Genomic DNA, 26590 nt, shown 5'->3' with positions numbered 1-26590 from the left:
CGGGCCCGCATTTCAAGTCAGGACGGACAGTCAGCGCATGACGATCATGAGCGTCGAGCAGGCGCTCGCGGGCAAGGTGCCGGCGGGCGGTGAGGTCACGGTGCGCGGCTGGGTCCGCACGCGGCGCGACTCCAAGGCGGGGCTGAGCTTCGTCAACGTCAGCGATGGCTCCTGCTTCGCGCCGATCCAGGTGGTGGCGCCCGCCGACCTTCCGAACTACGAAGCCGAGGTCAAGCGCCTTACCGCCGGTTGCGCGGTGGTGGCGACCGGCACGCTCGTGCAGTCGCAGGGCCAGGGCCAGGCGTTCGAGATCCAGGCATCGGCGATCGAAGTCGTCGGCTGGGTCGAGGACCCGGAAACCTATCCGATCCAGCCGAAGGCGCACTCGCTGGAGTTCCTGCGCGAGGTCGCGCACCTGCGCCCACGCACCAACCTGTTCGGCGCGGTCACGCGCATCCGCAACACGCTCGCCCAGGCCGTGCATCGCTTCTTCCACGAGCGCGGCTACTTCTGGATCAGCACGCCGATCATCACCACGTCCGATGCCGAAGGCGCGGGCCAGATGTTCCGGGTGTCCACGCTCGACATGGCCAACCTGCCGCGCGACGCCAAGGGCAACGTCGACTTCGATCGCGACTTCTTCGGCAAGGAGGCGTTCCTGACCGTGTCGGGCCAGCTCAACGTCGAGGCCTACTGCCTCGCGCTCAGCAAGGTCTACACGTTCGGCCCGACGTTCCGCGCGGAGAACTCCCACACCACGCGCCACTTGGCCGAGTTCTGGATGATCGAGCCGGAAATCGCGTTCGCCGACCTCGTCGAGGATGCGAACGTCGCGGAGGACTTCCTGAAGTATCTGTTCCGCGCGGTGCTCGACGAGCGCGGCGACGACATGGCCTTCATCGCCGAGCGGGTGCAGAAGGACGCGATCACCCGCCTCGAGGCGTTCATCAATGCGCCGTTCGAGCGCATCGAGTACTCGGACGCGATCGCACTGCTGCAGAAGTCCGGCGTCAAGTTCGATTTCCCGGTCGAATGGGGACTGGACCTGCAGACCGAGCACGAGCGCTGGCTGACCGAGCAGCACGTCGGCCGACCGGTCGTGGTGATGAACTATCCCGAGCACATCAAGGCGTTCTACATGCGCCTCAACGACGATGGAAGGACCGTCGCCGCGATGGACGTGCTCGCGCCCGGCATCGGCGAGATCATCGGCGGCAGCCAGCGTGAAGAGCGCCTCGACGTGCTCGACAAGCGCATGGCGCAATTCGGCCTCGACGCCGAGCACTACGGCTGGTATCGCGACTTCCGCCGTTACGGCACCGTGCCGCATGCCGGTTTCGGCCTCGGCTTCGAGCGGCTGGTCGTCTACGTCTGCGGGCTGTCGAACATCCGCGACGCGATCCCCTACCCGCGCGCGCCGGGCCAGGCGGAATTCTGATGATCCTGTTCCTCGCCCTCTGCTTCGTGGGCGTGGCGATCGGCGGTGCGACGGCGCTGGTGATCTTCTGGCCGCTCGCACTCGTGCACATCCGCGATCGCCACCCGCAGCTCGTCAGCGAGCTCGGCGCAAGCCCGTTCTTCCGCGCGCGCGCCTGGCTGTGGCTGCTGCGCGGCGAGTACCGTCGCACCCCGGATCCGAGCCTCAGCGGCCTCGCGACACCGGCGCGCGTCTCGCTTTTCACGATCATCGGCGCGCTGCTCGCGGCGTGGATCCTGTGGCTCGTGTCGTACTGGATCGGAGGCTGAGATGCGCGACGAATGGTGGCTGGCGACGGCGGGCGACACGCTCATCTGGGCGAGGTTGCGCGTAAGGGAAGCGGGAACGGCCGAAGTCTTCGACTGCGACGGCGCGACGCTGCCGTACGACAGCGAGGACAGCGCGCGCGCCGCACTGATGGACGCCGAATTCGTCTCGCTCGACGGCCTCGACCAGGAAGATGCAAATGTGCGCGGGATCGACCTCGACACCCTGGTGCCGCCGGCGCCCGGCGACGACGACGCGCTGCGCGGGCGGATGATCGTCAAGCTGCCCAAGCGCCAGTAACGGCGCGACCGGAACCGCGCGTCGCGCGCTGCGTCGCGAAAGGCAATCCGAAGACCGCCCCCGACAAGGAGCCTGCAATGGATCTGGATCTCACCGGCCGCCACGCGCTCGTCTGCGGCGCGTCCGAAGGCATCGGACGGGCCGCGGCGCTGGAACTCGCGTTGCTCGGCGCCGACGTCACCCTCCTCGCGCGCCGACCGGACGCGCTCGAAGCCGCCGTCGCGCAGTTGCCCGTGCGCGGCGCTCAGCAGCACGGCTCGATCTCGGCGGACGTCTCGCAGCTCGACGAGCTGGACGCGAAGGTGCGCGGCCTCGCCGCTGGCAAAGCGGTCGGGATTCTCGTCAACAACACGGCGGGGCCGCCGGGTGGGCCCGCTCACGCGGCGACGCTCGACGCCTACCGCGACGCGTTCGGCCGGCACCTGCTCGCCAACCAGGTACTGGTGCAGGCGGTCCTGGCGGGCATGCGCGGCGAACGCTGGGGCCGCATCGTCAATGTGATCTCCACGTCGGTGCGCGAGCCGATCGCGGGGTTGGGCGTGTCGAACACGATCCGCGGCGCCGTGGCGAGCTGGGCCAAGACGCTGTCGCGCGAGCTGGCCGCCGACGGGATCACCGTCAACAACGTGCTGCCGGGTTACACCGAGACCGCGCGCCTGTCGCAGATCCTCGCCGACCGTGCGCGCACCGGTGGCCAGTCGGAGGCGGAAGTCGCCGACGCGATGCGCCGCACCGTGCCGGCGGGCCGCTTCGCCTCGCCCGCCGAGGTAGCCGCCGCCATCGCGTTCCTCTGTTCGCCCGCGGCCGGCTACGTCAACGGCGTGAGCCTGGCGGTCGACGGCGGCCGGATGCAATCGATCTGACGGGCGGGCGCGGGCGCGTCCGCTAAGCTTCGGGCATGGAGCTGAACCACTGGATCGCAGGCAGGTCGACACCGTCCAAGGACGGTGACCGGCTCGACGTGCACGAGCCGGCGACGGGCCGCGTATACGCGCACGTGGCGGCCGGCGGGGCGGCCGAGGTGGACGCGGCGGTTGCGGCCGCGCGCGAGGCCTTTCCCGCCTGGTCGGCGCTGCGTCCCAGCGAGCGCGCCCGCTGGCTCGAACGCCTCGCCTCGGCGCTGGAGGACCACGCGCCGGCGCTGGCCTCGGCCGAAGCGCGCGACAGCGGTAAGCCGCTCAGGCTGGCACGCGAAATCGAGATCCCGCGCGCGATCGCCAACCTGCGGTTCTTCGCCCACGCGGCGACGCAATTCGCAAGCGAGTCCCACCACGGCGAGGCCGGCCTGAACTACACGTTGCGCTCGCCGCTGGGCGTCGTCGCGGCGATCTCGCCCTGGAACCTGCCGCTCTACCTGCTGACCTGGAAGATCGCGCCCGCGCTCGCCGCAGGCAATACGGTCGTCGCCAAGCCGTCCGAGATCACGCCGTGGACCGCCACGCTGCTGGGCGAGATCGCGGCGGGCATCGGCTTTCCCGCGGGCGTCCTGAACATCGTGCACGGCCGAGGGCCCGATGCCGGCGAACCGCTGGTCGTGCATCCGGACGTCAAGGCCGTCACCTTCACCGGCAGCACGGCCGTGGGGCGCCGCATCGCCGGGCTGGCGTCGCCGCTACTGAAGAAGGTCTCGCTGGAGCTCGGCGGGAAGAACGCGACGCTCGTGTTCGCCGACAGCCCGTGGCGCACACACCTCGACGTGCTGGTGCGCTCCGCCTTCCAGAACAGCGGGCAGATCTGTCTCTGCGGATCGCGCCTTCTCTTGGAGCGCTCGATCCATGATGAGTTCCTCGCTGCGTTCGTCGAGCGCGCGCAGGCACTGCGGGTCGGCGATCCGCTCGACGAGGCGACGGCGATGGGCCCGCTGGTGTCGCAGGCGCAGTTCGACAAGGTCGTCGCGGCGATCGCGCGGGCGGTCGATGAAGGTGGCCGCGTCGTCAGCGGCGGCCGTGCACTCGCTCGCGAGGGCTGGTTCGTCGAGCCGACGGTCATCGACGGCCTTCACGCCGGGTGCGCGACCAACCGCGAGGAAATCTTCGGCCCGATCGTGACGGTGCAGGCCTTCGACGACGAGGCCGAGGCGCTCGCGCTCGCCAATACGGGCGACTACGGCCTCTCGGCCTCCGTCTGGACGCGCGACGTCGGCCGCGCGCACCGCCTCGCCGCCGCGCTGCGCGTCGGCATGGTCTGGATCAACACCTGGATGCAGCGCGACCTGCGCACGCCGTTCGGCGGCGCCGGCGCCTCCGGACTCGGCCGCGAAGGCGGCTGGGAGGCGATGCGCTTCTTCACCGAACCCAAGAACGTCGGCATCTGCCTGGAGAACTGCGAGTGACGGAAACCCTCACCGACCTGCTGCATCGCAACCGCGAATGGGCCGCCCGCGTCGAAGCGGAACAGCCGGGCTTCTTCGCCCAGCTTTCGCAACAGCAGGCCCCCGAGTTCCTGTGGATCGGCTGCTCCGATTCGCGCGTGCCCGCCAACCAGATCATCGACATGGCGCCGGGCGAGGTCTTCGTCCATCGCAACATCGCGAACGTGGTGGTGCACACCGACCTCAACTGCCTGTCGGTGATCCAGTTCGCGGTGGACGTGCTGAAGGTGCGGCACATCCTTGTCGTCGGGCACTACGGCTGCGGCGGCGTGCTCGCGGCGCTGACGCAGAGGCGACTGGGGCTGGCCGACAATTGGGTGCGGCACGTCGCCGACGTGGCCGACAAACACGGCGCCAAGCTGTCGCCGCTGCCCGACGTCCAAGCGCAGCACGACCGGCTGTGCGAGCTGAACGTGCTCGAGCAGGTGGTGAACGTCTGCCAGACGACGGTCCTGCACGACGCCTGGGCGCGCGGTCAGGACGTCACGGTCCACGGTTGGGTCTACCGGCTGGAGGACGGTCTCGTCCGCGACCTCGGGCTGCACGTCGGCGCCACCGACACGATCGCCGAGGCCTACTGGAGGGCCCTGGCCCACCTCGATTCACCGGAGCGAACCGCATGAGCGACAGCATCATCCTGAAGGACCACGCCCCCCGCGCCGTAGGCTCGTACCCGCACGCGCGCCGTGTGGGCGACATGCTGATCCTGTCGGGCATCGGCCCGCGCGATCCCGATACCAACCAGGTCAGCGGCGACGTGCGCGACGCGCAGGGCAAGCTGATGAGCTACGACATCGAGGCGCAGTGCCGCGCGGTATTCCGCAACGTGCGCGCGGTGCTCGAGGCCGCCGGTGCGACGCTGCAGGATCTCGTCGACGTCACCGTCTACCTCACCGACCTGCCGCACGACTTCCGCGTCTTCAACGAGATCTGGGCGGAATACTTCCCCGATCCGGCGAAGGCGCCCTGCCGTACGACCGTCGGGGTGAGCTTCCTGCCCACGCCGATCGCCGTCGAGATGAAGTGCGTGGCGGCGCTGCGCAAATGAGCCTGCCCGGCCCCATCGACCTGCAGCGCTGGATCGACGAGCACCGCGAGCTGCTGAAGCCGCCGGTGGGCAACAAGTGCATCGTCGACGGCGACTACATCGTGATGGTGGTGGGCGGCCCGAACGCGCGCACCGACTACCACTTCGAGGACGGGCCGGAATTCTTCTACCAGCTCGAGGGCGAGATGGTGCTGCGCATCCAGGAAGACGGCGAGGTGCGCGACATCCCGATCCGCGCCGGCGAGATGTTCTACCTGCCGCCTCGCGTGCCGCACAGCCCGCAGCGCAGCGCGGGCGGCGTGGGGCTGGTGATCGAGCGCAGGCGGCTCGACCACGAGAACGACGCGCTGATGTGGTTCTGCGAACGGTGCAATACCAAGCTCTACGAGGAATTCTTCCACCTCGTCGACATCGAGCAGGACTTCTTCCGCGTGTTCGAGCGCTTCTACCGCGACGACGCGCTGCGCACCTGCGCGACGTGCGGCCACCTCACCCCGCGGCCGAGCCGGTACGAGCTGCAGGCGGATTCCGAAGCGGACATCACCTGACGCATGCTCAAGATCGACACCCACGCGCACTACCTGCCGCGCGACTGGCCCGACCTCGCCCGCAAGTACGGTGATCCGCGCTTCCCGGTGATCCACCACACCGAGGACGGCCGCCACCGCATCTACAAGGACGGCCGGTTCTTCCGCGAGATCTTCAGCAAGACCTGGGATCCGCAGGAACGCGTCGACGACTACGCGCGCTTCGGCGTGCAGGTGCAGGTCATCAGCACCGTGCCCGTGATGTTCAGCTACTGGGCCAAGCCGCAGCACGCGCTCGAGTTGCACCAGGCGCTCAACGACCACATGGCGCAGGCGGTGAACGACTACCCGCGCCATTACGCCGGCATCGGCACCGTGCCGCTGCAGTCGCCGCGGCTCGCGGTGCAGGAGCTCGAGCGCTGCATGGATCAGCTCGGCCTGCAGGGCGTGCAGATCGGCAGCCACATCGGCGACTGGAACCTCGACGCGCCGGAGCTGTTCGAGTTCTTCCAGGCGGCCTCTGAGCTCGGCGCGGCGATCCTCGTGCACCCGTGGGACATGATGGGGAGCGAGTCGATGCCGAAATACTGGCTGCCCTGGCTGGTGGGCATGCCCGCCGAGCAGTCGCGCGCGGCCTGCAGCCTGATCTTCGGCGGCGTGCTCGAACGCCTGCCGAAACTGAAGGTCTGCCTCGCGCACGGCGGCGGCTCGTTCCCGTACACCATCGGCCGCATCGAGCACGGCTTCAACATGCGGCCCGACCTCGTGGCCACCGACAACCCGCGCAATCCGCGCGATTACCTGTCGCGGCTGTTCTTCGATTCGTGGGTCGCCGACCCGCGTGCGCTGCGTTACCTGCTCGATACCTGCGGCGTCGACCGCGTGATGCTCGGCACCGACTATCCGTTCCCGCTCGGCGAGCAGGAACCGGGCGCCGGCATCGCCGCGCTCGGCCTGTCGGACGATGAGCAGCAGCGGCTCTACCATCGCACCGCGCTCGACTGGCTCGGCCTGCCTTCCTCCCGCTTCGCCTGAATCCGATGACCGACCTTTTTTCCGACGCGCATGCCGCGACGCTCGACGCGGCCGATCCGCTGCGCGCGTTCCGCGACGAGTTCCTCATTCCGCGCCACGACGGCGCGCCCATGGCGTACTTCGTCGGCAATTCGCTGGGCCTGCAGCCGCGCGGCGCACGCGCGCACGTGGAGACCGTGCTGCGCAAATGGGAGGAGGAAGCGGTCGAAGGCCACTTCACCGGCAAGGCCCAGTGGATGGGCTACCACGAGCTGGTACGCGAGCCGCTCGCGCGCCTCGTCGGCGCCAAGCCGCTCGAGGTCGTGGCCATGAACACGCTGACCGCCAACCTGCACCTGCTCATGGTCAGCTTCTACCGACCGACGCCCGAGCGCCCGGCGATCCTGATCGAGGCGGGCGCGTTCCCCTCCGATCGCCATGCCACGGCATCGCAGGTCGCGTTCCACGGCTTCGACCCGGGCACCGACCTCATCGAGGTCCAGGCGGACGAGCCGAACGGCACGATCTCGATGGCCGCGATCGAGCGCGCCATCGAGTCCCACCGCGACCGCCTCGCGCTGGTGCTGTGGCCGGGCGTGCAGTACCGCACCGGCCAGGCCTTCGACCTGAAGGCGATCGCGACGCTCGCCCACCGCGCCGGCGCGCTCTGCGGCTTCGACCTGGCACACGGTGTCGGCAATCTCGAGCTCGCGCTGCACGACAGCGGCGTCGACTTCGCCGCCTGGTGTCACTACAAGTACGTGAACTCCGGCCCGGGTGCGGTCGCCGGTGCCTTCGTGCACGAGCGCCATGCGCGCGAGGACCTGCCTCGCTTCGCCGGCTGGTGGGGGCACGATCCCGCCACGCGCTTCCGGATGGGGCCCGACTTCGTGCCGGCCGCGGGCGCGGACGGCTGGCAGCTCAGCAACCCGCCGATCCTGTCGATGGCGCCGCTGCGCGCGTCCCTGGACCTGTTCGATCGCGCGGGAATGCCGGCACTTCGCGCCAAGTCGCGCTCGCTGACGGGCTACCTCGAGGGGCTCATCGATGCACGCCTCGGCGACGTGCTGCAGGTCGTCACGCCGCGCGAGGAGGCACGGCGCGGCTGCCAGTTGTCGCTGCGCGTGAACGGCGGCCGCGAGCGGGGGCGCGCGCTGTTCGAACGCCTCGCCGACCGCGGCGTGCTGGGCGACTGGCGGGAGCCGGACGTCATCCGCATCTCCCCTGCCCCGCTCTACAACACACACGCGGACGTGCTGCGCTTCGCGCGGGAAACCGAGCGATGGGCGGCGGACGCGGCGTGAGCCGGTGCGGGCGTCGCTGATGCCGCGCATCGCCGCGCGTCGGCCCTGCCGCGCGACGCATTCGCCGCGGCCCGCTCTACACTCGGCCGACGACGCCCGACGGATGACGCCGTGACCGACAACAGCCGCCACATCACCCTCATCGGCGCCGGCCTGGCCGGGGCCCTGCTCGGCACGCTGCTGGCGCGCCGCGGCTGGGATGTCGACGTGTACGAAAAGCGCGGCGACCCGCGCGTCGCCGGTTACGCGGGAGGCCGCTCCATCAACCTCGCGCTCGCTGAGCGCGGTCGCCACGCACTGCGCCTCGCCGGCGCCGAAACGGCGGTCATGCGACACGCCGTGATGATGCGCGGCCGCATGGTGCACTTTCCCGACGGTCGCACCGAGCTGCTGCGTTATGGCCGCGACGATAGCGAGGTGATCTGGTCGGTGCATCGCGGCGAGCTGAACATCGCGCTGCTCGACATCGCGGAGCAATCGGGCGTGAGGCTGCACTTCGACCGCGGGCTCGAATCGGTCGATTTCGACGCACGCATCGCGCGCTTCACCGCACGCGACGGCGCCTCGCACCAGGTCGCGTTCGAGTCGCTCGTCGGCGCCGACGGTGCGGGTTCGGCGCTGCGTGAGGCGATGGCGGGTCGCGCGGATCTCGGCGCCCGCACCGAGAACCTCGGCCACGGCTACAAGGAACTCGAGATCCCGCCGGCCGGCGACGGCGGCTTCCGCATCGAACCGAACGCGCTGCACATCTGGCCGCGTGGACGCTACATGTGCATCGCGCTGCCGAACGACGAGCGCACGTTCACCGTCACGCTGTTCCTGCCGAACACCGGCGATCCCAGCTTCGAGACCGTACGCGACGGGGCCGAAGCGCGCGCCCTGTTCGATCGCGATTTCGCCGATGCATCGCCGCTGATTCCGTCGCTCGAACGCGATTTCGACGGGCACCCCACCGGCCTTCTGGCGACGCTGTACCTCGACCGCTGGCATCTTGGCGGCGACGCCGTGCTGCTCGGCGATGCGGCGCACGCCATGGTGCCGTTCCACGGCCAGGGCATGAACTGCGCGTTCGAGGACTGCGTCGCGCTCGCCGAGCACCTGGACCGCGCACCCGATCGCGCGCAGGCGTTCGCCGCGTTCCAGGCCGAGCGCCTGCCGAACGCGCGCGCCATCCAGCGGATGGCGCTGGAGAACTACCTCGAGATGCGCGATCGGGTCGGCGACGACGAATTCCTGCTGCAACGCGCCCTCGAGCGCGAGCTCGCGGCGCGACACCCCGACCGGTTCGTGCCGCGCTACTCGATGGTCACGTTCATGCGCATCCCCTACGCGACCGCGTTCGAACGGGGCGAAATCCAGCGCGAGCTGCTCGCCGAACTCACGCGTGGGCACGAAAGCCTCGACAGCGTGGACCGCGCCGAAGCCGACCGGCGGGTGGTCGAGCGCCTCGCCCCGCTGGGAGCGGATGCGTGACCGACAGCTTTCTCTTCTACGACCTCGAGACCTTCGGCGCCTGCCCGCGGCGGAGCCGGATCGCGCAGTTCGCGGCGATCCGCACCGACGCCGATCTCAATCCGGTCGACGACGAGATCTGCTTCTACGTAAAGCCGGCCGACGACCTGCTGCCGTCGCCGGTCGCGAGCCTGATCACCGGCATCTCGCCGCAGCACGCATGCGAGCACGGGGTCAACGAAGCCGAAGCCTTCGCGCGCATCCACGAGCAGATGATGCGCCCGGGCACGTGCACCGCCGGCTACAACTCGCTGCGCTTCGACGACGAGTTCGTCCGGCACGGCTTGTTCCGCAATTTCTACGACCCCTACGAGCGGGAGTGGCGCGGCGGCAATTGCCGCTGGGACCTGCTGGACGTGATGCGCCTCGCGCATGCGCTGCGCCCCGACGGCATCGAGTGGGTCTACCGCGAGGACGGCACGCCGTCCTTCACCCTCGAAGGCCTCGCGACCGCGAACGGCGTGCGCATTGGCGACGCGCACGAGGCGCTGTCGGACGTGCGCGCGCTGATCGGGCTGTCCAAACGGTTGCGTGACGCACAGCCGCGGCTGTGGGCGTACTGCCTGCGCCTGCGCGACAAGCGCTTCGCGGGCAGCCTGCTGGACGCGGTCGCCATGAAGCCCGTGCTGCACGTGTCGCAGCGGTTTCCGGCCAGTCGGCTGTGCGCCGCGCCGGTGCTGCCGATCGCGCCACATCCGCGGGTCGGCAACCGCGTGATCGTGTACGACCTGCTGCAAGACCCCACCCAGTTGCTGTCGGCCTCGGCCGAAACGATCGCGAGCCGGCTCTACGTGCGCCAGGACGAAATGGCCGAGGGCGAGGAGCGCATCGCGTTGAAGGAAGTCCACCTCAACCGCTGCCCGGCCCTGGTCGACTGGAACCACCTGCGCGACGAGGATCTCGCACGTCTGCGCATCGATGCCGGACGCGTCGAGGACAACGCCGCGCGCCTTCGCGCCCACGCGGACGAGATCGTCGAGAAGGTCCGCCGTGTCTACGCCGCGATGCCCGACCGCGGCGCGGCCGATTGCGATGCCTCGCTGTACGACGGGTTCCTGCCCGACGGCGACCGGCAGCGCTTCCCGGACGTCCGCGGCACGCCGGCGCGCTACCTCGGCGCGACGGACTTCCATTTCGCCGACCCCCGCCTTCCGGAACTGCTGTTCCGCTATCGCGCGCGCAACTGGCGGGATTCGCTCGACGCCAGCGAGCAGGCGCGCTGGGACGGCTACCGCCGCGAGCGGCTTGCCGATACGTCGCGGTCGGAATATTCCTTCCCGACCTACTTCGAGGAGGTCGACCAGCTGCGATCACAGCATGCGGGCGACGCGCGGGTGAACGACCTGCTCGACCGCCTCGATGCCTGGGGACGCGACCTGCAGGCGCAGATCGCCTGAACCCGTGCGGTCGACGCCTGCGCGCGCCGCTCACGCGTCCCGCCTAAGCTGACCGCCGATCGCGGAGAACCGATGAAGAAGCTTCTCGCACTCGTTTTGCTCGTGGTGTTCGCGCTCGCCGGTTACGTCGCCGCCGGTCCGTTCCTGACCGCGCGCTCGATCAGCGACGCCGTGCAACGCGGCGACATGGTCTCGCTGCGGCGCGACGTCGATTTCGATCTCGTGCGCTCGAGCATCAAGGCCCAGCTCGAGGATTTCCTCGCGCGCAAGATGGGCGATCCGGGTACCGATGACCGCCTCAAGGCGCTGGGCCGACAGGTGACCGCGACCATGACCTCGGGTGTCGTGGACGCGCTTGCGACACCCGCCGGCATCGGCGCGATCCTGCAGGGACGCAGCGTGGTGCGTCGCGCGATGGGCTACCCCGCCGATCCGGCGGCGCCGACGGACGTCCAGTTCGATCCCTTGCGCGACGCGTCCTACCGCTACGAATCCGCCTCGCGCTTCACCGCCACCGTGCAGAACGCCGACGGCGTGCCGATCGTGTTCGTGTTCACCCGCACGGGAGTGCGCTGGCGCGTGACGGACGTGCGCCTGCCGGTCGATCGACTGGTCGCGAGCCTGGTCGCCTAGCGCGGCCGGTTGGCGACGCCGTGCGGCACATGGCCGGCGGCGACGTGGTCGCGGGCCGACACGATGTTGTGCTCGGAGTCGTCGAAGAAGATGTCGGCGCCGAACGCCTGCAGGAAAGGGCCTTTGGGTCGTCCGCCGAGGAACAGCGCCTCGTCGAGCCGGATACCCCATTCGCGCAGCGTGCGGATGACGCGCTCATGCGCCGGCACCGAGCGCGCCGTCACCAGCGCGGTACGGATCGGCGCGTCGTCGCCCGTCGGGAACGCCTGCTGCAGGCGGTGCAGCGCGTCGAGGAAGCCGCGGAACGGGCCGCCCGAGAGCGGCTCGCCGGCGCGTCGCAGCTCGTGTTCGGCAAAGGCCGCCAGCCCGCCCTCGCGCGAGACGCGCTCGCCCTCGTCGTCGAAGATCACGGCATCGCCATCGAAGGCGATCCGCAGCTGGTCCGGATTGCGGGCCGCTGCCGCGGCGACGGAGGGTGAGGTCGACGGCAGCAGCATCGCGGCCGCGACGCCCGCGTCGAGCGCGGCGCGCACGTCCTCCCCGTGGGCCGAGAGGACCAGGTCGGCGCCGAACGGCCGGATGTAGGGATACGGCGGCGCCCCGTTGCTGAACGCCGCACGCCGGATCGACAGCCCGTGGTGCGCGATCGAATTGAAGATGCGCAGGCCCGTATCGGCCGAGTTCCGCGAGATCAGGATCACCTCGACGCGCGGCGCCTCCGGCGGCGCGCCCTCGTTGAGTCGCAGCAGCTTGCGCACGAGCGGAAACGCCACGCCTGGCGCGAGCACGTCGTTCTCGTGGCCGCGCTGGTAGTGGGCGTAAGCCTCGAGGCCTTCGCGCTCGAACAGGTCGTGGCCTTCCTCGAGGTCGAACAGCGTCCTCGAGGATATGGCGACGATCAGGGGGTTGGCATCGCGGTCGGGCATGCGGCTATTGTGCACGCCCGGCGAGGCCCGCACGGCCGGTCAGTGCAGCCGGCCGTAGCCCTTCATGACATCCTGCGGCCCGCCGAACCGGTCCATCTCGATCTGCTCGATGAGCTGCATGATGTCGCGCGGCGCGCCGTTGGCCTGGGCCGCCTGCAGCAGGTCGCCCTTGGTGGCCGGGTACTGCACGCCGGCGAGATAGCGTTCCACGTTCGACGGCGATTCGCCGCCCAGTCCACGCGTCATGTCGTTCTCCTTCCTCAAAGGTTCGGAGTGCCGTGCGTCCGGCCGTCCTCGCTGGCGCGGTACAGCGCGCCGTCTCGGTCGCGCGTGGCGGACGTGTCGCGCTGCTGGCGACCGGCCTGCATCGCCGACAGGCGATCGCCCAGGCTCGGGGCGAGCTTGGACGTCAGGGTGTTCATCTTCGACATCGCGCCGACCTTGATGTCGCGGCCGCCTTCCTCCGCCGCTTTCAATATCGCCTCGGCGACGTCCTCGGGCTCGATCATCGGCGTCGGCAGCTTCGGCTCCTCTGCCATGTAGTTCGCCGCATGCTGCGGATACGGTGTATCGACCGCCGTGGGCTGGATCAGCACGATCTCCACGGGCGCCTTGTCGACCAGTTCGCTCTCGACGCGCAACGCATCGGTGAATCCCTTCACTGCGTGCTTGCTCGCCGCGTACATGCCCTGCAGCGGTATCACCGCATCCGACACTTCGCTGCCGACGTTGATCAGCGCACCGCCCTGCCGGCGCAGGTACGGCAAGGCGACCAGCGACCCGTTCACCGTGCCCCAGAAGTTGGTCTCGAACAGCCGACGGTTGTCCTCGTCGCTCACTTGGTCCAGGCGGCCGTAGATCGACACGCCGGCATCGTTGACCCACGTGTCGATGCGGCCCCAGCGCTCGACGGCCTTCCGCGCGGCCGCCTCCAGCGCTTCGCGATCGGCGACGTCCGCCGGGCAGACGATGGCCTCGCTGCCGAGATCACGCAGCCCGCCGCGGATGTCCTCGAGGGTCTCGCCGCTGCGCGCGATCAGCACGAGCCGTGCCCCGCCTTCGGACGCCATCAATGCAGTCGCCAGTCCGATGCCGCTGCTGGCGCCGGTGATCACCATCACCTGATCGGAAACGGGCTTGAGTCGTGTCTTCATCGCGGCCTCCTGTCGAGGCCGCAGCTTCGCGCCGATCGCGTTAGGCGATCGACAAGCCCGCGTGCATGGAACGCAAGGCTGCGGCCGGCATCAGCCCGAGGTGAACTGCTCGGCGAGCATGCGTTCTTCGAGATTGTGCTCGGGGTCGAACAGCAGGGTCACGGTGCGATCGCGCGATTCGCGGATCGTCACCTCCACTGCGTCGCGCACTTCGTGCGAATCGGCCGTTGCGCTGACCGGCCGCTTCAGCGGATCGAGCACGGTGAAGCGCACCTCCGTGTCGGCCTTGAGCACCGCGCCGCGCCACCGGCGCGGGCGGAAGGCGGCGATGGGCGTGAGCGCCATGACGTTCGCGCCGAGCGGCAGGATCGGCCCATGCGCCGAGAAGTTGTAGGCGGTGCTGCCCGCGGGCGTGGCGACCAGCACGCCGTCGCAGATCAGCTCCTCGAGGCGCGTCTGGCCATTGAGGTCGATGCGGATGTGCGCGGCCTGGCGCGTCTGCCGCAGCAGGGACACTTCGTTGTAGGCCAGTGAACCGACGGTGGCGCCGGACTCGCTCTGCACGATCATCTCCAGCGGACGCAGCACCGCGGGCTCGGCGGCGTGGATGCGCTCGACCAACGATTCGATGCGCTGGTGGTTCATGAGGAAGCCGACGGTCCCCAGCTTCATGCCGTACACCGGCTTGCCCAGTGCGCCATGCCGGTGAAGCGTCTGCAGCATGAAGCCGTCGCCGCCCAGCGCGACGATCACGTCCGCTTCCGCCGGCGGCGTGTCGCCATGGGCCGCGAGGAGCGCCTCATGCGCGGCCTGGGCCTCGGAGGTGGGAGCCGCGAGGAAGGCCAGCCGCGGGTTCGCTTTCAGCAGCGTTTCGGTCGCCATGGCCGCAGCATAGCCGCTCGGCCGTGGACGGCGCATACGAAAAGGCCCGACGGAAACCGCCGGGCCTCGTCATGACGCGTGCGAGCGCGATCAGCCGGCGGCGGCGAGTTGCGCCAGACGGCGTACGGCCACGGACACCGTCGGGTAATCCAGCGACTTCTGCGCCGCCAGCTCCGACAGCATCGACAGCGTGAAGCGCAGGCCGGCGTCGTCGCGACGCAGCCAGGCGTCGACCTTCCCGTCGGCCGGCTTGCGGCCGCCCTCGGCGAGGATCTGGCCCACGAGCGCACGCTGCTGCGCGCCCAGCTCGTCGCGGAGCGACCCGCGCGCGAGCGCCTGCCAGCGGCTGTCCACCGGCAATGCCTCGATCTGGTCGTACAGCCACGACAGGTGCAAGGCGCTGCTCAGTGCGTAATGCGCACGCGTGACTTCCGCCGCCGGCAGCTTGCGCGCCTGCGCGATTTCCACGATGTCCATCGACGCGTCCAGCAACGGCAACGCGGCGAGCTGCTGCGCCAGCGCGGCGGGCATGCCCTTCCCGCGCCATTCGGCCACGCGGCGCTCGTACGCGGCGCGCTGGTCGGCCGTCATCGCGGACGGGGCCGCCTCGCGTACTGCGCGCACGCCGTCGCCATAGCGCGCCACCGCGGCCTCGATCGCCGGCAACGCACCCGGGCGCGACAGCAGCCAGCGCGTCATCGAGCGCATGAGCTGCCAGACGGCCAGCAGCGCATCGACCTGCGCCGGCTCCGGCACCTTGCCGTCGAGCGCATCGACCTGCGCCCAGAGATCGCGTGCCTCCAGCGCTTCGCGGGCGATGGTGTAGGCCTTGGCGATCTCCGCCGGGCTGCGGCCGGTGTCTTCCTGCATGCGGAGCACGAAGGTCGCGCCCATGCGGTTGACCATCGAGTTGGTCACCGCCGTGGCGATGATCTCGCGCTTCAGGCGGTGGCCTTCCATCGCCTTCGCGTACTTGGCCTGCAGCGGCTTCGGGAAGTAGCGCACCAGCTCCTTCGAGAGGTACGGGTCCTCCGGCACGTCGGACTGCACCAGCTGCGGGAACAGCACGAGCTTGCTGTAGGACAGCAGCACCGACAGCTCCGGACGCGTGAGGCCCTGGCCGCGCGCCTTGCGCTCGGCGAACTCGGCGTCGCTCGGCAGGAACTCGATCTGGCGATCCAGCAGGCCCTGCGACTCCAACGTGCGGATGAAGTGCTGCTTCGACCCGAGGCGCGAAACCGACATGCGCTCCATCACCGACAGTGCCTGGTTCTGGCGGTAGTTGTCGGTGAGCACCAGGTCCGCGACTTCGTCGGTCATCGACGCCAGCAGCTTGTTGCGCTCGTCGAACGAGAGCTTCTTCTGCTGCACGACGGCGTTGAGCAGGATCTTGATGTTCACCTCGTGGTCCGAGGTATCCACGCCCGCCGAGTTGTCGATGAAGTCGGTGTTGAGCAGCACGCCGTGCTGTGCGGCTTCGATGCGGCCCAGCTGCGTCAGGCCGAGATTGCCGCCCTCGCCCACGACACGGCAACGCAGGTCGCGCCCGTCGACACGCAGCGCATTGTTGGCGCGGTCGCCCACATCGGCATGCGTCTCGCGGCTCGACTTCACGTAGGTGCCGATGCCGCCGTTCCAGAGCAGGTCGACCGGGGCCTTGAGGATGGCGCTCATCAGCTCGGTCGGGCTCATCGCATCGACGGACGCATCGATGCCCAGCGCCTGCTTGACCTGCGGGCTCAACGGGATCGACTTCGCGCTGCGCGGATAGACGCCGCCGCCCTTGCTGATCAGCTTGGCGTCGTAATCCTCCCAGCTCGAACGCGGCAGCTTGAACATGCGCGCGCGCTCCTTGAAGGAGATCGCGGCATCCGGGGTCGGGTCGAGGAAGATGTGGCGGTGGTCGAACGCGGCGACCAGCAGGATGTGCTTGGACAGCAGCATGCCGTTGCCGAACACGTCACCCGACATGTCACCGATGCCAACGACCGTGAAGTCGTCCTTCTGGCTGTCGCGGCCCATCGCACGGAAGTGGCGCTTGACCGATTCCCAGGCGCCGCGCGCCGTGATGCCCATGCCCTTGTGGTCGTAGCCCACCGACCCGCCCGACGCGAAGGCGTCGTCGAGCCAGAATCCGTGTTCGCGGGCGATGCCGTTGGCGATGTCGGAGAACGTCGCGGTGCCCTTGTCGGCGGCGACCACGAGGTACGGATCATCGTCGTCGTAGCGCACGACGTCGTTCGGCGCGACGATCTTGCCGCCGACGATGTTGTCGGTGATGTCCAGCAGGCCGTTGATGAACATGCGGTAGCAGGCGATGCCTTCGGCCTGGACCGCGTCGCGGTCGCCGCCCAGCGGCGGGCGCTTCACGTAAAAGCCGCCCTTCGACCCGACCGGCACGATCACCGTGTTCTTGACCATCTGCGCCTTCACCAGGCCCAGCACCTCGGTGCGGAAGTCCTCGCGACGGTCCGACCAGCGCAGGCCACCACGGGCGACGGGCCCGAAGCGCAGGTGCACGCCTTCGACGCGCGGGCCGTACACGAAGATCTCTCGGTACGGCTTCGGCTTCGGCAGTTCCGGCACCTTGGCGGAGTCGAACTTGTAGCTCACGTAGCCGGTGTCGACGCCGCCACGTCCGCCCTGGTAGTAGCTCGTGCGAAGCGTCGCTTCGATGACGCCGCGGAAGCTGCGCAGGATGCGGTCCTCGTCGAGGCTCGACACGCGATCCATGAGCGCCAGCAGCGCGGCGCGCGCCGCGTCGACCTGCCCCTCGCGCTTGCCCGCGCGGGCTTCGATAACGGGCTTGAGCGTCGCCGCCGCGCTGGCGTCGCCGGCGGACAGTCGCGCGAGCTGCGCCTGGAACTTGTCCATCCCCGCGCGGATCTCGGCCTTGCTCTCACGGCCGGTCGCCGGGTCGAAGCGTGCCTCGAACAGCTCGACGAGCAGGCGCGCGAGCAGCGGATAGCGCGCGAGCGTGCGCTCCATGTAGGCCTGCGAGAACGTCACGCCGACCTGCAGCAGGTACTTGCAGTATGCGCGCAACATGGCGACCTGCTTCCAGGACAGCCCCGCCGCGAGGATCAGGCGGTTGAAGCCGTCGTTCTCCGCCTGCCCGCGCCAGATGGCGGCGAACGCTTCCTCGAAGTCGACGTCGAACTCGCCCACGTCGAGCGGACGGTCGTACTCGACCTCGAAATCCTGGATGAACAGCACGCGGCCCGCCGCCTCGATGCGGTAGGGGTGCTCGGAGATCACGCGCAGCCCCATGTTCTCCATCATCGGCAGCGCATCCGAGAGCGGGATGTCGTCGCCCTGGCGGTAGAACTTGAAGCGCAGGCCGCCGGTGGACTGGCTGCGATAGAGGCTCAGGCGCAGGTCGTCGGGGCCGGTCAGCGCGGACAGGTTTTCCACGTCGTCGGCCGCGATCTGCGCCGACGCGTTCTCGATGTAGCCGGCGGGCAGCGCGCGGCCGTAGGCATGCGCCAGAGGCAGGCCGGTCTCCTCGCCGTGGCGCGCAATGAGTTCGTCGCGGAGGTCGTCGGCCCAGTTGCGCACGATCTGCGCAAGCTGCGACTCGATCGCCGCGACGTCGACGTCCGGCACCGTCCCGGAATTTCCGTCCGCGGGCTTGGGCCGCACCATGAGGTGCAGCTGCGCCAGCGGCGATTCGCCGAGCTGCACCGCCGAGTCGACGTGGTCGGCGTTCAGCGCCTCCTTGAGCATCGCTTCGATGCGCAGGCGGACTTCGGTATTGAAGCGGTCGCGCGGGATGTAGACCAGCGCGGAATAGAAACGGCCGTAACGATCGCGGCGCATGAAGATGCGGCTGCGCACGCGCTCCTGCAGGCCGAGCACGCCCATGCTGGTCTGCAGCAGGTCGTCCTCGGAGGCCTGGAACAGCTCGTCGCGCGGCAGCGTCTCGAGGATGTGCTTGAGCGCCTTGCCGCTGTGCCCGTCCTCCGGCAGGCCGGACTGGTCCATCACGTGCTCGTAGCGACGACGGACGACCGGGATGTCCCATGGGCGGCGGTTGTACGCGCTCGAGGTGAACAGGCCGAGGAAGCGTTCCTCGCGTACCGGCTTGCCCGACTTGTCGAAGCTGAGCACGCCGATGTAGTCCATGTAACCGCGGCGATGCACGGTCGCCCGCGCATTGGTCTTGGTCAGGATGAGCGCTTCCGGCGCGCCGGCACCGGCCGACTGCGCGCCCAGCGACGACAGCGGGCGCGGCTGACCGCGCTCCTCGCCGCGCAGCAGGCCCAGGCCCGTGTGCGGCACGGCCTGGAGCACTTCCTGCCGGCCCTGCTTGCCGACCTCGTATTCGCGGTAGCCGAGGAAAGTGAAGTGGTTCTCCGCGGCCCAGCGACGGAATTCCTGCGTCTCACGCACGTCGTCCCCGGCCTGCGGGCTGGGGCGTGCCGCGAGCTCGTCGGCGATTTCCAGCATGCGCTCCCGCATGCGCGCCCAGTCGGCGACGATGGCACGTACGTCCTCCAGCACGCGGCGGACGGCGGCCTCGATCTTCGCCATCTCGTCCGGGCTCTGCCGGTCGATCTCGAGGTGCATCAGCGACTCGGCCGCGCCGTCGCCCACATCGGTGAGCTTGCCGGCGCGGTCGCGCTGGATGCGCAGCACCGGATGGCCAAGCACGTGCACGGCGATGCCCTGCTCGGCGAGCGCGAGCGTGACGGAGTCGACGAGGAACGGCATGTCGTCGTTCGCGACCTGCAGCACGGTGTGCGGCGATTCCCAGCCGTTGGTGCGCATGGTCGGATTGAACAGGCGCACGAGCGCGGTGCCGGGCTTGCGCGTACGGATGAACTCGACGAAGCCCGCGGCGAGGCAGGCCCAGGCGTCGGGCGCGTGCTGCGCGAACTCGTCGGCGGACATGCGCTTGTAGAAGGTGCGCGCGAAGGTCTCGCCCAGCGCCTGCTGCGCCTTGGGCAGCTTCGCGTGCAGGGCGTCGACGATCTGGTCGACGGCGCCGGCCTCGGTGCGACGGGTGGCCGCGCGGGCGCGCGGGGCGGCGGTGCGTTTGCTGGTCATGCTGCGGATCGCTCCATGCTCCGGGCGGCGTCGGCGCGGCCCGTTCTGCGGATCGTGGATGTGGAAACGCCGGCGATGCGCACCGCGCCCGTCGGGTGTTTACCCGTGCGGACGCGCGGCACCGCCGGCGAGGTCGTCATCGTGGGCTCAGCGCAGGCCCGTCTCGTTGCGCGCGATCACGAGGCGCTGGATCTCGCTCGTGCCCTCGTAGATCTCGGTGATCTTGGCGTCGCGGAAATAGCGCTCGATCGGCATCTCCTTCGAGTAGCCCATGCCGCCGTGGATCTGCAACGCCTGGTGCGTGATCCACATCGCCGCTTCCGACGCGGTGAGCTTGGCGACGGCCGCTTCCGTGCTGAAGCGCGCGCCGCCCTTGTCGTACTCGCCCTTCTGCCAGGCCGCGCGCAGCGTCAGCAGCGTGGCCGCGTCGAGCTTGCACTTCATGTCGGCGATCTTCGCCTGCGTCATCTGGAACGTGCCGATCGGCGCGCCGAAGGCCTTGCGTTCCTTGACGTAGGCAAGCGTGGCTTCGTACGCGGCGCGGGCGATGCCGATCGCCTGCGACGCGATGCCGATGCGGCCGGCATCCAGCACGCTCATCGCGATCTTGAAGCCCTCGCCTTCCTGGCCGAGCACCTCGTTCGGCTGCACGACGTAACCGTCGAACTCGATCTCGCACGTCGCCGAAGCGCGGATGCCGAGCTTCGGCTCGGTCTTGCCGCGGCCGAAGCCCTCGCGCGTGGTGTCGATCATGAAGGCGGTGATGCCGCGCGCGCCCTTGTCGGGATCCGTCATCGCGAACAGCACGATGTACTTGGCGACCGGGCCGGAGGTGATCCAGCTCTTCTTGCCGTTGACCACGAAGGTGCCGTCGGCCTGCTTCGTCGCCCGGCAGCGCATGGCCGTGGCGTCGGAGCCCGACTGCGGTTCGGTCAGCGCGAAGGCGCCGATTTCGCGGCCCTCGGCGATCGCGCGCACGTAGAGCTGCTTCTGCTCCTCGGTGCCGTACTTCAGGATGCCGTTGCAGAACAGCGAGTTGTTGACCGACATGATCGTCGAGTGCGCGGCGTCGGCCGCGGCCACCTCGATCATTGCCAGCACGTAGCTGACCGGGTCCATGCCGGCGCCGCCGTATTCGGCCGGCACCTCGATGCCCATCAGGCCGTTCTCGCCCAGCGTGCGGATGTTGTCGAGCGGGAACTCGCCCGTGCGGTCGAAGTGCTCGGCGCTCGGCGCGATCTTCTCCTGCGCGATGCGGCGGGCCACATCCTGGATCATCAACTGCTCTTCGGTGAAGCGGAAATCCACGTCGGCACCTCGAATTGGGCGGATGACTGCAAAGCCCGCGAATTGTACCGGGATGCGCATTCGCACCGCCTCCCGCCTTGACCCGGCGGCGGCGCGCGAGGAAACTTATCGCTCTATCGCGATACGTTGATGGATATCACCATGGACCTCGAAGCCTGGTCGGGCCAGCTCAAGACGTTCGCCGATGCGACGCGCGTGCGGCTGCTGGCCCTACTCGAACGCGAGGAACTGACCGTCGCCGAGCTGTCGGCCATCACGCGCCTGGCGCAGCCACGCGTCTCTACCCATCTCGCGCGCCTCAAGGAAGCCGGACTGGTCCGCGATCGCCGGTCCGGCGTATCCGCGTACTACCGCTTCGACGAGGATGCACTCGAACCCGCGCAGGCCGCGCTGTGGCGGATGCTGCGTGATGGCAGCGACGACCCGTTGCTCCGCCAGGACGCCGAGCGCGTGCCGGGCGTCCTCGCCAGCCGTGCCGCCGACCAGAACTGGGCCGACAGCGTGGCCGGCGACATGGAGCGCCACTATTCGCCTGGGCGCACCTGGGAAGCGCTGGCGCGTTCCGCATTGCCGCTGATGGAGGCCGGCGACGTGCTGGACATCGCGTCGGGCGACGGCGTGCTCGCCGAGCTGATCGCGCCGCACGCGCGCCGGTACGTCTGCCTCGATTCCAGCAGCAAGGTCGTGCTCGCCGCGTCCGAACGGCTGCGTCGCCTAGGCACCGTGGAGGTCCGCGAGGGGGACATGCACGCGCTGCCCTTCGACGACGCGCAGTTCGACCTCGTCGTGCTGATGCATGCGCTCACCTACTCGGAAGACCCGGCCCGCGCGGTGTCGGAGGCGGCCCGGACATTGCGCCCCGGCGGCCGCCTGCTGCTGACGAGCCTCGCCAAGCACGAGCATCGCGCGGTCGTCGAGGCCTACGGCCACGTCAACCTCGGCTTCTCCGAGCGCGACCTGCATCGTTTCGCGACGCGGGCCGGCCTGACGGTCCAAGGCGGCGGACTCGTCACCCGCGAGCGTCGTCCGCCGCATTTCGAGGTCATATCGCTGATCGCACGCCGACCCGGCGGCGATTCGGCCACTCGCACAAGGGCGACACGATGAAGACCGCACCCTGGCTGCACCCGGCGCGCGTCGCGCAGCTCGAGACCCTGCTGGCCGAGCGCATCCTCGTGATCGACGGCGCGATGGGCACGATGATCCAGCAGCATGCGCTGTCGGAGGAGGATTACCGCGGCGAGCGCTTCGCGCTCGGCTTCGACGGCTCCCGGCCGCCGGCGGAACATGCCCACGCGCCGGGCTGCGGCTGCGGGCACGACCAGCGCGGCAACAACGACCTGCTGAGCCTCACCCGGCCCGACCTGATCGCCGGTATCCATCGTGAGTACCTCGAGGCCGGCGCGGACCTGGTCGAAACCAACACCTTCAATTCGACGTCGATCTCGCTGGCCGACTACGGGCTGTCGCACCTCGCGCGTGAGCTCAACGAGGCGGGCGCGCGCCTCGCGCGTCGCGCCTGCGACGAGGTGGAACGCGAGACCGGCCGCCCCCGTTTCGTGATCGGCGTGCTGGGCCCGACCAATCGCACCGCCTCGCTGAGCCCCGACGTGAACCGCCCCGGCTACCGGGCGGTGACGTTCGACGGCCTGCGCGACGCGTACCGCGAGGCTGCGGACGGCCTTATCGACGGCGGCGCGGACGTTCTGATGGTCGAGACGATCTTCGACACCCTCAACGCGAAGGCCGCGCTGTTCGCCATCGAGGAAGCGTTCGAGGCGCGCGGCGGCCGGCTGCCGGTGATGATCTCCGGCACGATCACCGATGCGTCGGGCCGCACGCTGTCGGGCCAGACGGCCGACGCGTTCTGGTATTCCGTGCGGCATTCGCGGCCGCTGGCGATCGGCCTGAACTGCGCGCTGGGCGCCAAGGACCTGCGCGCGTACGTGGACGTGCTGGCGCAGGTGGCCGATGCCTATACCAGTGCTCATCCGAACGCGGGCTTGCCCAACGCGTTCGGCGGTTACGACGAATCGCCCGAGGACATGGCCGCCGTCATCCGCGAGTTCGCCGATTCCGGCCTGGTCAATTTCGTCGGCGGCTGCTGTGGCACGACGCCGGCCCACATCGCCGCGATCGCGAAGGCCGTGGACGGCCTGCCGCCGCGTCGACTCCCGCACATCGACGCAGCGGCCGCCTGACTTGGGCGCGCCCGGCATTCCTGCGTCCCATCCGGTAATTCCATGACCGCCACGCTGCCCCGCTGCACCCGCCTGTCCGGCCTCGAGCCGTTGGTGGTGACCCCCGAGAGCAACTTCGTCAACGTCGGCGAACGCACCAACGTCACCGGCTCGGCGCAGTTCAAGAAGCTGATCCTCGAGGGACGCTACGACGAAGCGGTCGCGGTCGCGCGGCAGCAGGTCGAGAACGGCGCGCAGGTCATCGACGTCAACATGGACGAAGGCCTGCTCGACTCCGAGACGGCGATGGTGACATTCCTGAACCTCATCGCGGCGGAGCCCGACATCGCGCGCGTGCCGGTGATGGTCGACAGCTCGAAGTGGAGCGTGATCGAGGCCGGCCTCAAGTGCCTCCAGGGCAAGGGCATCGTCAATTCCATCTCTATGAAGGAGGGCGAGGCCGAGTTCCTGCGCCAAGCGCGCCTGGTGCGGCGCTACGGCGCGGCGGTCGTGGTGATGGCCTTCGACGAACAGGGCCAGGCCGATACCGCCCAGCGCAAGGTCGAGATCTGCTCGCGCGCGTACGCGCTGCTCACCGACGAGGTGGGGTTCCCGCCCGAGGACATCATCTTCGACCCGAACGTGTTCGCGATCGCCACCGGCATCGAGGAGCACGACGATTACGCCGTGGCGTTCATCGAGGCCGCGCGCGAACTCAAGCGGCGATTTCCGTACAGCCACGTCTCCGGCGGCGTCTCCAACGTGTCGTTCTCCTTCCGCGGCAACGAGCCCGTGCGACAGGCGATCCACGTCGTGTTCCTGTACCACGCCATCCGCGCGGGCATGGACATGGGCATCGTAAATGCCGGTGCCCTGCCCCTCTACGACGACCTCGATCCGGAGCTGCGCGAGCGCGTCGAGGACGTCGTGCTCAACCGCCGTCGCGACGGCACCGAACGCCTGCTCGAAATCGCCGACCGCTTCAAGGGCAGGAAGGGCGAGAAGAAGGTCGAGGACCTGGCATGGCGCGCGAAGCCCGTCCGCGAGCGCCTCGCGCATGCGCTGGTGCACGGGCTCGACGCCTGGGTCGAAGCGGACACGGAGGAGGCACGCCAGCAGGCCACGCGCCCACTCGACGTGATCGAGGGCCCGCTCATGGACGGCATGAACGTCGTCGGCGATCTCTTCGGCGCCGGCAAGATGTTCCTGCCGCAGGTCGTGAAATCCGCGCGCGTCATGAAGAAGGCGGTGGCCTACCTGCTGCCCTACATCGAGGCGGAGAAGCTGCGTACGGGCGATACCGGCCGCTCCAACGGCAAGATCGTCCTGGCCACGGTCAAGGGCGATGTGCACGACATCGGCAAGAACATCGTCGGCGTGGTGCTCGCCTGCAACAACTTCGAGGTGATCGACCTCGGCGTGATGGTGCCGGCACAGGTGATCCTCGACCGCGCGAAGGCCGAGAACGCCGATCTCGTGGGACTGTCCGGCCTGATCACGCCGTCGCTGGAGGAGATGAGCCACGTCGCGCGCGAGATGCAGCGCCAGGGCCTGGCGATGCCGCTGCTGATCGGCGGCGCCACGACCTCGCGCGCGCACACCGCGCTGCGCATCGATCCGCACTACAAGTCGCCGACCGTGTGGGTAAAGGACGCGTCGCGCGCGGTCGGCGTCGCGCAGTCGCTGATTTCCGCCGACCTTCGCGCGCCGTTCGTGGCGGCGAACGAGGCCGACTACGCGGAGATCCGGCAGCGCCACCGCAACCGCGGCGACGGCAAGCGCCTCGTGCCGCTGGAGAAGGCACGCGCGCAGCGGTTCGACGGCGGCTGGGACAGCTACACGCCGCCAGCGCCGCGCGCCGAAGGCATCCACGCGTTGGACGACTATCCACTCGCCGAGCTCGTCGACTTCATCGACTGGACGCCGTTCTTCAACACATGGGAACTCGCGGGCCGGTTTCCGGCGATCCTCGACGACGCCGTGGTCGGACCGCTGGCGCGCGAGCTGTACCGCGACGCCCGCGCGATGCTCGATCGCATCGTCGCCGAGCGCTGGCTGCAGGCGCGCGCGGTGTTCGGTCTATGGCCCGCGGCTGCAGTCGGGGACGACGTCGAGGTCCGCATCGCCGTCGGCACCCCGCTGGCGGACGTGCCCGGCCTCCGCCACGTTGCGCCCGCGCCGGAACTGGCCGAGAGCACGCAGCGACTGCACTTCCTGCGCCAGCAGGTCGACAAGCCCGTCGAACGCCCCGACTTCTGCCTCGCCGACTTCGTGGCGCCGGCGGACAGCGGGCGACGGGACTGGATCGGCGCCTTCGCCGTGACGGCTGGCATCGGCATCGAACCGCACATCGCGCGCTTCGAAGCCGACCACGACGACTACAACGCGATCCTGCTCAAGGCGCTCGCCGATCGCCTGGCCGAAGCGCTCGCGGAACGACTGCACCAGCGCGTGCGACGCGAGTTCTGGGGCTACGCGGCGGACGAAGGCCTCGCCAACGACGACCTGATCGCCGAGCGCTACCGCGGCATCCGGCCCGCGCCCGGCTATCCGGCCTGCCCCGACCACAGCGAGAAGGCGACGCTGTTCAGGCTGCTCGACGCGACCCGCAACGCGGGCGTGGCGCTGACCGAGAATTTCGCGATGTACCCCACGGCCGCGGTCTCGGGCTATTACTTCAGCCACCCGGGCAGCCAGTACTTCGTCGTGGGGCGCGTTTCCAAGGAGCAGGCGGCCGACTACGCGCGGCGTCGAGCCGTCGAGCCGGCCCAGGTGGATCGCTGGCTGGCGTCGAACCTGGATTACGACCCGGAGTGAGCGGACCGGGCGCGGTGACGGCCCGTCGTCGCCAGGAGGCCGGTGCGGAAGGGGTCGATGCCGGTACGCGTTGGCGCGCGCCGCTCGTGCCGGCATCGACGGCTGCGAGCGACGCCGTCCGAACGCATCACCAGACGAGGTCGTCGGGCACCTGGTACTGCGGATCGCTGTACGGGTCATCGCCGGCCGGCGCATCGGGATCCACGCGCAGTGCCACCGCCTGCTGGAAGATCGCCTCGGCGGCGTCCAGCACGTCCTTCGCGACCAGCACGTAGCGACCGTCGAGCTGCACCACGCCCAGCTCGCCCGCGTTGAGCGCGCGCAGCTGCTCCGCGGTGACGTAGATGCGCTTGATCTTGCCGCCGTACGGAAAATGCCGCGCGATGTCGGCGTCCTTGTCGTTGAGCGCCTTGTCCTTCAGGAA

The 26590-nt window shown here is 69.5% G+C and carries 23 protein-coding genes; 16 read left to right on the top strand and 7 right to left on the bottom strand.

Annotation, left to right across the window (positions count from 1 at the left end; all coding sequences use genetic code 11):
• Window positions 1–37: 37 nt before the first annotated feature.
• The 13 genes from asnS to E4F61_RS11200 all read left to right on the top strand — a co-directional run bounded on the left by asnS (window position 38) and on the right by E4F61_RS11200 (window position 11850).
• Window positions 38–1438: an asparagine--tRNA ligase gene (asnS, locus tag E4F61_RS11260; protein ID WP_133479759.1), complete on the top strand. Its 1401-nt coding sequence runs from the start codon at window positions 38–40 to the stop codon at window positions 1436–1438.
• Window positions 1438–1746 carry a hypothetical protein gene (locus E4F61_RS11255; protein WP_133479758.1) on the top strand — a complete coding sequence of 103 codons (309 nt, stop codon included), beginning with the start codon at window positions 1438–1440 and terminating at the stop codon, window positions 1744–1746. Before asnS ends, E4F61_RS11255 begins: the two co-directional genes overlap by 1 nt.
• Before the next feature lies 1 nt (window position 1747).
• Complete coding sequence (locus E4F61_RS11250; protein ID WP_133479757.1) at window positions 1748–2044, top strand: hypothetical protein; 297 nt, start codon at window positions 1748–1750, stop codon at window positions 2042–2044.
• Window positions 2045–2121: 77 nt separating this feature from the next.
• Entirely contained in the window at window positions 2122–2907 is a 786-nt protein-coding gene (locus E4F61_RS11245; protein ID WP_133479756.1) for an SDR family oxidoreductase, read from the top strand.
• Between the two features lie 35 nt (window positions 2908–2942).
• Complete coding sequence (locus E4F61_RS11240) at window positions 2943–4376, top strand: aldehyde dehydrogenase (protein WP_133479755.1); 1434 nt, start codon at window positions 2943–2945, stop codon at window positions 4374–4376.
• Window positions 4373–5038 (top strand): carbonate dehydratase, encoded by a 666-nt coding sequence (gene can, locus E4F61_RS11235; RefSeq protein ID WP_133479754.1) that lies wholly within the window; start codon window positions 4373–4375, stop codon window positions 5036–5038. Before E4F61_RS11240 ends, can begins: the two co-directional genes overlap by 4 nt.
• Window positions 5035–5463, top strand: a complete 429-nt coding sequence (locus E4F61_RS11230) for a RidA family protein (RefSeq protein WP_133479753.1) — start codon at window positions 5035–5037, stop codon at window positions 5461–5463. The genes can and E4F61_RS11230 overlap by 4 nt, the downstream gene beginning before the upstream one ends.
• The gene (locus tag E4F61_RS11225) at window positions 5460–6011 is read left to right on the top strand and encodes a 3-hydroxyanthranilate 3,4-dioxygenase (RefSeq protein ID WP_133479752.1); all 552 of its coding nucleotides are present in this window, start codon (window positions 5460–5462) and stop codon (window positions 6009–6011) included. Before E4F61_RS11230 ends, E4F61_RS11225 begins: the two co-directional genes overlap by 4 nt.
• 3 nt (window positions 6012–6014) lie before the next feature.
• Window positions 6015–7025, top strand: a complete 1011-nt coding sequence (locus E4F61_RS11220) for an amidohydrolase family protein (protein WP_133479751.1) — start codon at window positions 6015–6017, stop codon at window positions 7023–7025.
• A gap of 5 nt (window positions 7026–7030) precedes the next feature.
• Window positions 7031–8308 (top strand): kynureninase, encoded by a 1278-nt coding sequence (gene kynU, locus E4F61_RS11215; RefSeq protein ID WP_133479750.1) that lies wholly within the window; start codon window positions 7031–7033, stop codon window positions 8306–8308.
• 111 nt (window positions 8309–8419) lie between these two features.
• A complete protein-coding gene (locus E4F61_RS11210) occupies window positions 8420–9781 on the top strand; it encodes an FAD-dependent oxidoreductase (protein ID WP_133479749.1) in 1362 nt (453 codons plus the stop codon).
• Window positions 9778–11217: an exodeoxyribonuclease I gene (gene sbcB, locus E4F61_RS11205; RefSeq protein ID WP_133479748.1), complete on the top strand. Its 1440-nt coding sequence runs from the start codon at window positions 9778–9780 to the stop codon at window positions 11215–11217. The genes E4F61_RS11210 and sbcB overlap by 4 nt, the downstream gene beginning before the upstream one ends.
• Window positions 11218–11289: 72 nt before the next feature.
• On the top strand, window positions 11290–11850 hold the full coding sequence (locus E4F61_RS11200; RefSeq protein WP_133479747.1) for a DUF2939 domain-containing protein: 561 nt from the start codon (window positions 11290–11292) through the stop codon (window positions 11848–11850).
• Here the strand turns inward: E4F61_RS11200 and E4F61_RS11195 are convergent.
• The 6 genes from E4F61_RS11195 to E4F61_RS11170 all read right to left on the bottom strand — a co-directional run bounded on the left by E4F61_RS11195 (window position 11847) and on the right by E4F61_RS11170 (window position 21229).
• Window positions 11847–12776: a 5'-nucleotidase gene (locus E4F61_RS11195; protein ID WP_133479746.1), complete on the bottom strand. Its 930-nt coding sequence runs from the start codon at window positions 12774–12776 to the stop codon at window positions 11847–11849. The genes E4F61_RS11200 and E4F61_RS11195 overlap by 4 nt on opposite strands.
• Window positions 12777–12815: 39 nt before the next feature.
• On the bottom strand, window positions 12816–13022 hold the full coding sequence (locus E4F61_RS11190) for a DUF2795 domain-containing protein (protein ID WP_133479745.1): 207 nt from the start codon (window positions 13020–13022) through the stop codon (window positions 12816–12818).
• A 14-nt stretch (window positions 13023–13036) separates the two neighbouring features.
• Window positions 13037–13930, bottom strand: coding sequence for an SDR family oxidoreductase (locus tag E4F61_RS11185; RefSeq protein ID WP_133479744.1), 894 nt, complete (start codon window positions 13928–13930; stop codon window positions 13037–13039).
• A 90-nt stretch (window positions 13931–14020) separates the two neighbouring features.
• Entirely contained in the window at window positions 14021–14794 is a 774-nt protein-coding gene (locus E4F61_RS11180; RefSeq protein ID WP_162301476.1) for an NAD kinase, read from the bottom strand.
• Between the two features lie 108 nt (window positions 14795–14902).
• On the bottom strand, window positions 14903–19861 hold the full coding sequence (locus E4F61_RS11175; protein WP_133479742.1) for an NAD-glutamate dehydrogenase: 4959 nt from the start codon (window positions 19859–19861) through the stop codon (window positions 14903–14905).
• A 147-nt stretch (window positions 19862–20008) separates the two neighbouring features.
• The gene (locus E4F61_RS11170) at window positions 20009–21229 is read right to left on the bottom strand and encodes an acyl-CoA dehydrogenase family protein (RefSeq protein ID WP_338016013.1); all 1221 of its coding nucleotides are present in this window, start codon (window positions 21227–21229) and stop codon (window positions 20009–20011) included.
• Window positions 21230–21310: 81 nt separating this feature from the next.
• On the opposite strand from E4F61_RS11170, the gene E4F61_RS11165 reads away from it, so the two are divergent.
• Genes E4F61_RS11165 through metH form a run of 3 tightly spaced genes read left to right on the top strand, consistent with a single transcriptional unit; the run spans window position 21311 to window position 26166 of the window.
• Window positions 21311–22276, top strand: a complete 966-nt coding sequence (locus E4F61_RS11165; protein WP_133479760.1) for an ArsR/SmtB family transcription factor — start codon at window positions 21311–21313, stop codon at window positions 22274–22276.
• Window positions 22273–23370 (top strand): homocysteine S-methyltransferase family protein, encoded by a 1098-nt coding sequence (locus tag E4F61_RS11160; protein WP_133479740.1) that lies wholly within the window; start codon window positions 22273–22275, stop codon window positions 23368–23370. Before E4F61_RS11165 ends, E4F61_RS11160 begins: the two co-directional genes overlap by 4 nt.
• 42 nt (window positions 23371–23412) lie before the next feature.
• A complete protein-coding gene (gene metH / locus E4F61_RS11155; protein WP_133479739.1) occupies window positions 23413–26166 on the top strand; it encodes a methionine synthase in 2754 nt (917 codons plus the stop codon).
• 127 nt (window positions 26167–26293) lie between these two features.
• Here metH and E4F61_RS11150 read toward each other — a convergent pair.
• Window positions 26294–26590 (bottom strand): DUF2058 family protein (locus E4F61_RS11150; RefSeq protein WP_133479738.1); only part of this gene is annotated, 297 nt, incomplete at its 5' end.

The organism is Cognatilysobacter segetis, assembly GCF_004359965.1.
Classification (GTDB): Bacteria; Pseudomonadota; Gammaproteobacteria; order Xanthomonadales; family Xanthomonadaceae; genus Cognatilysobacter; species Cognatilysobacter segetis.
Note: the sequence above shows the minus strand (reverse complement) of the source record. Positions and strands in the feature narration are given on the sequence as shown.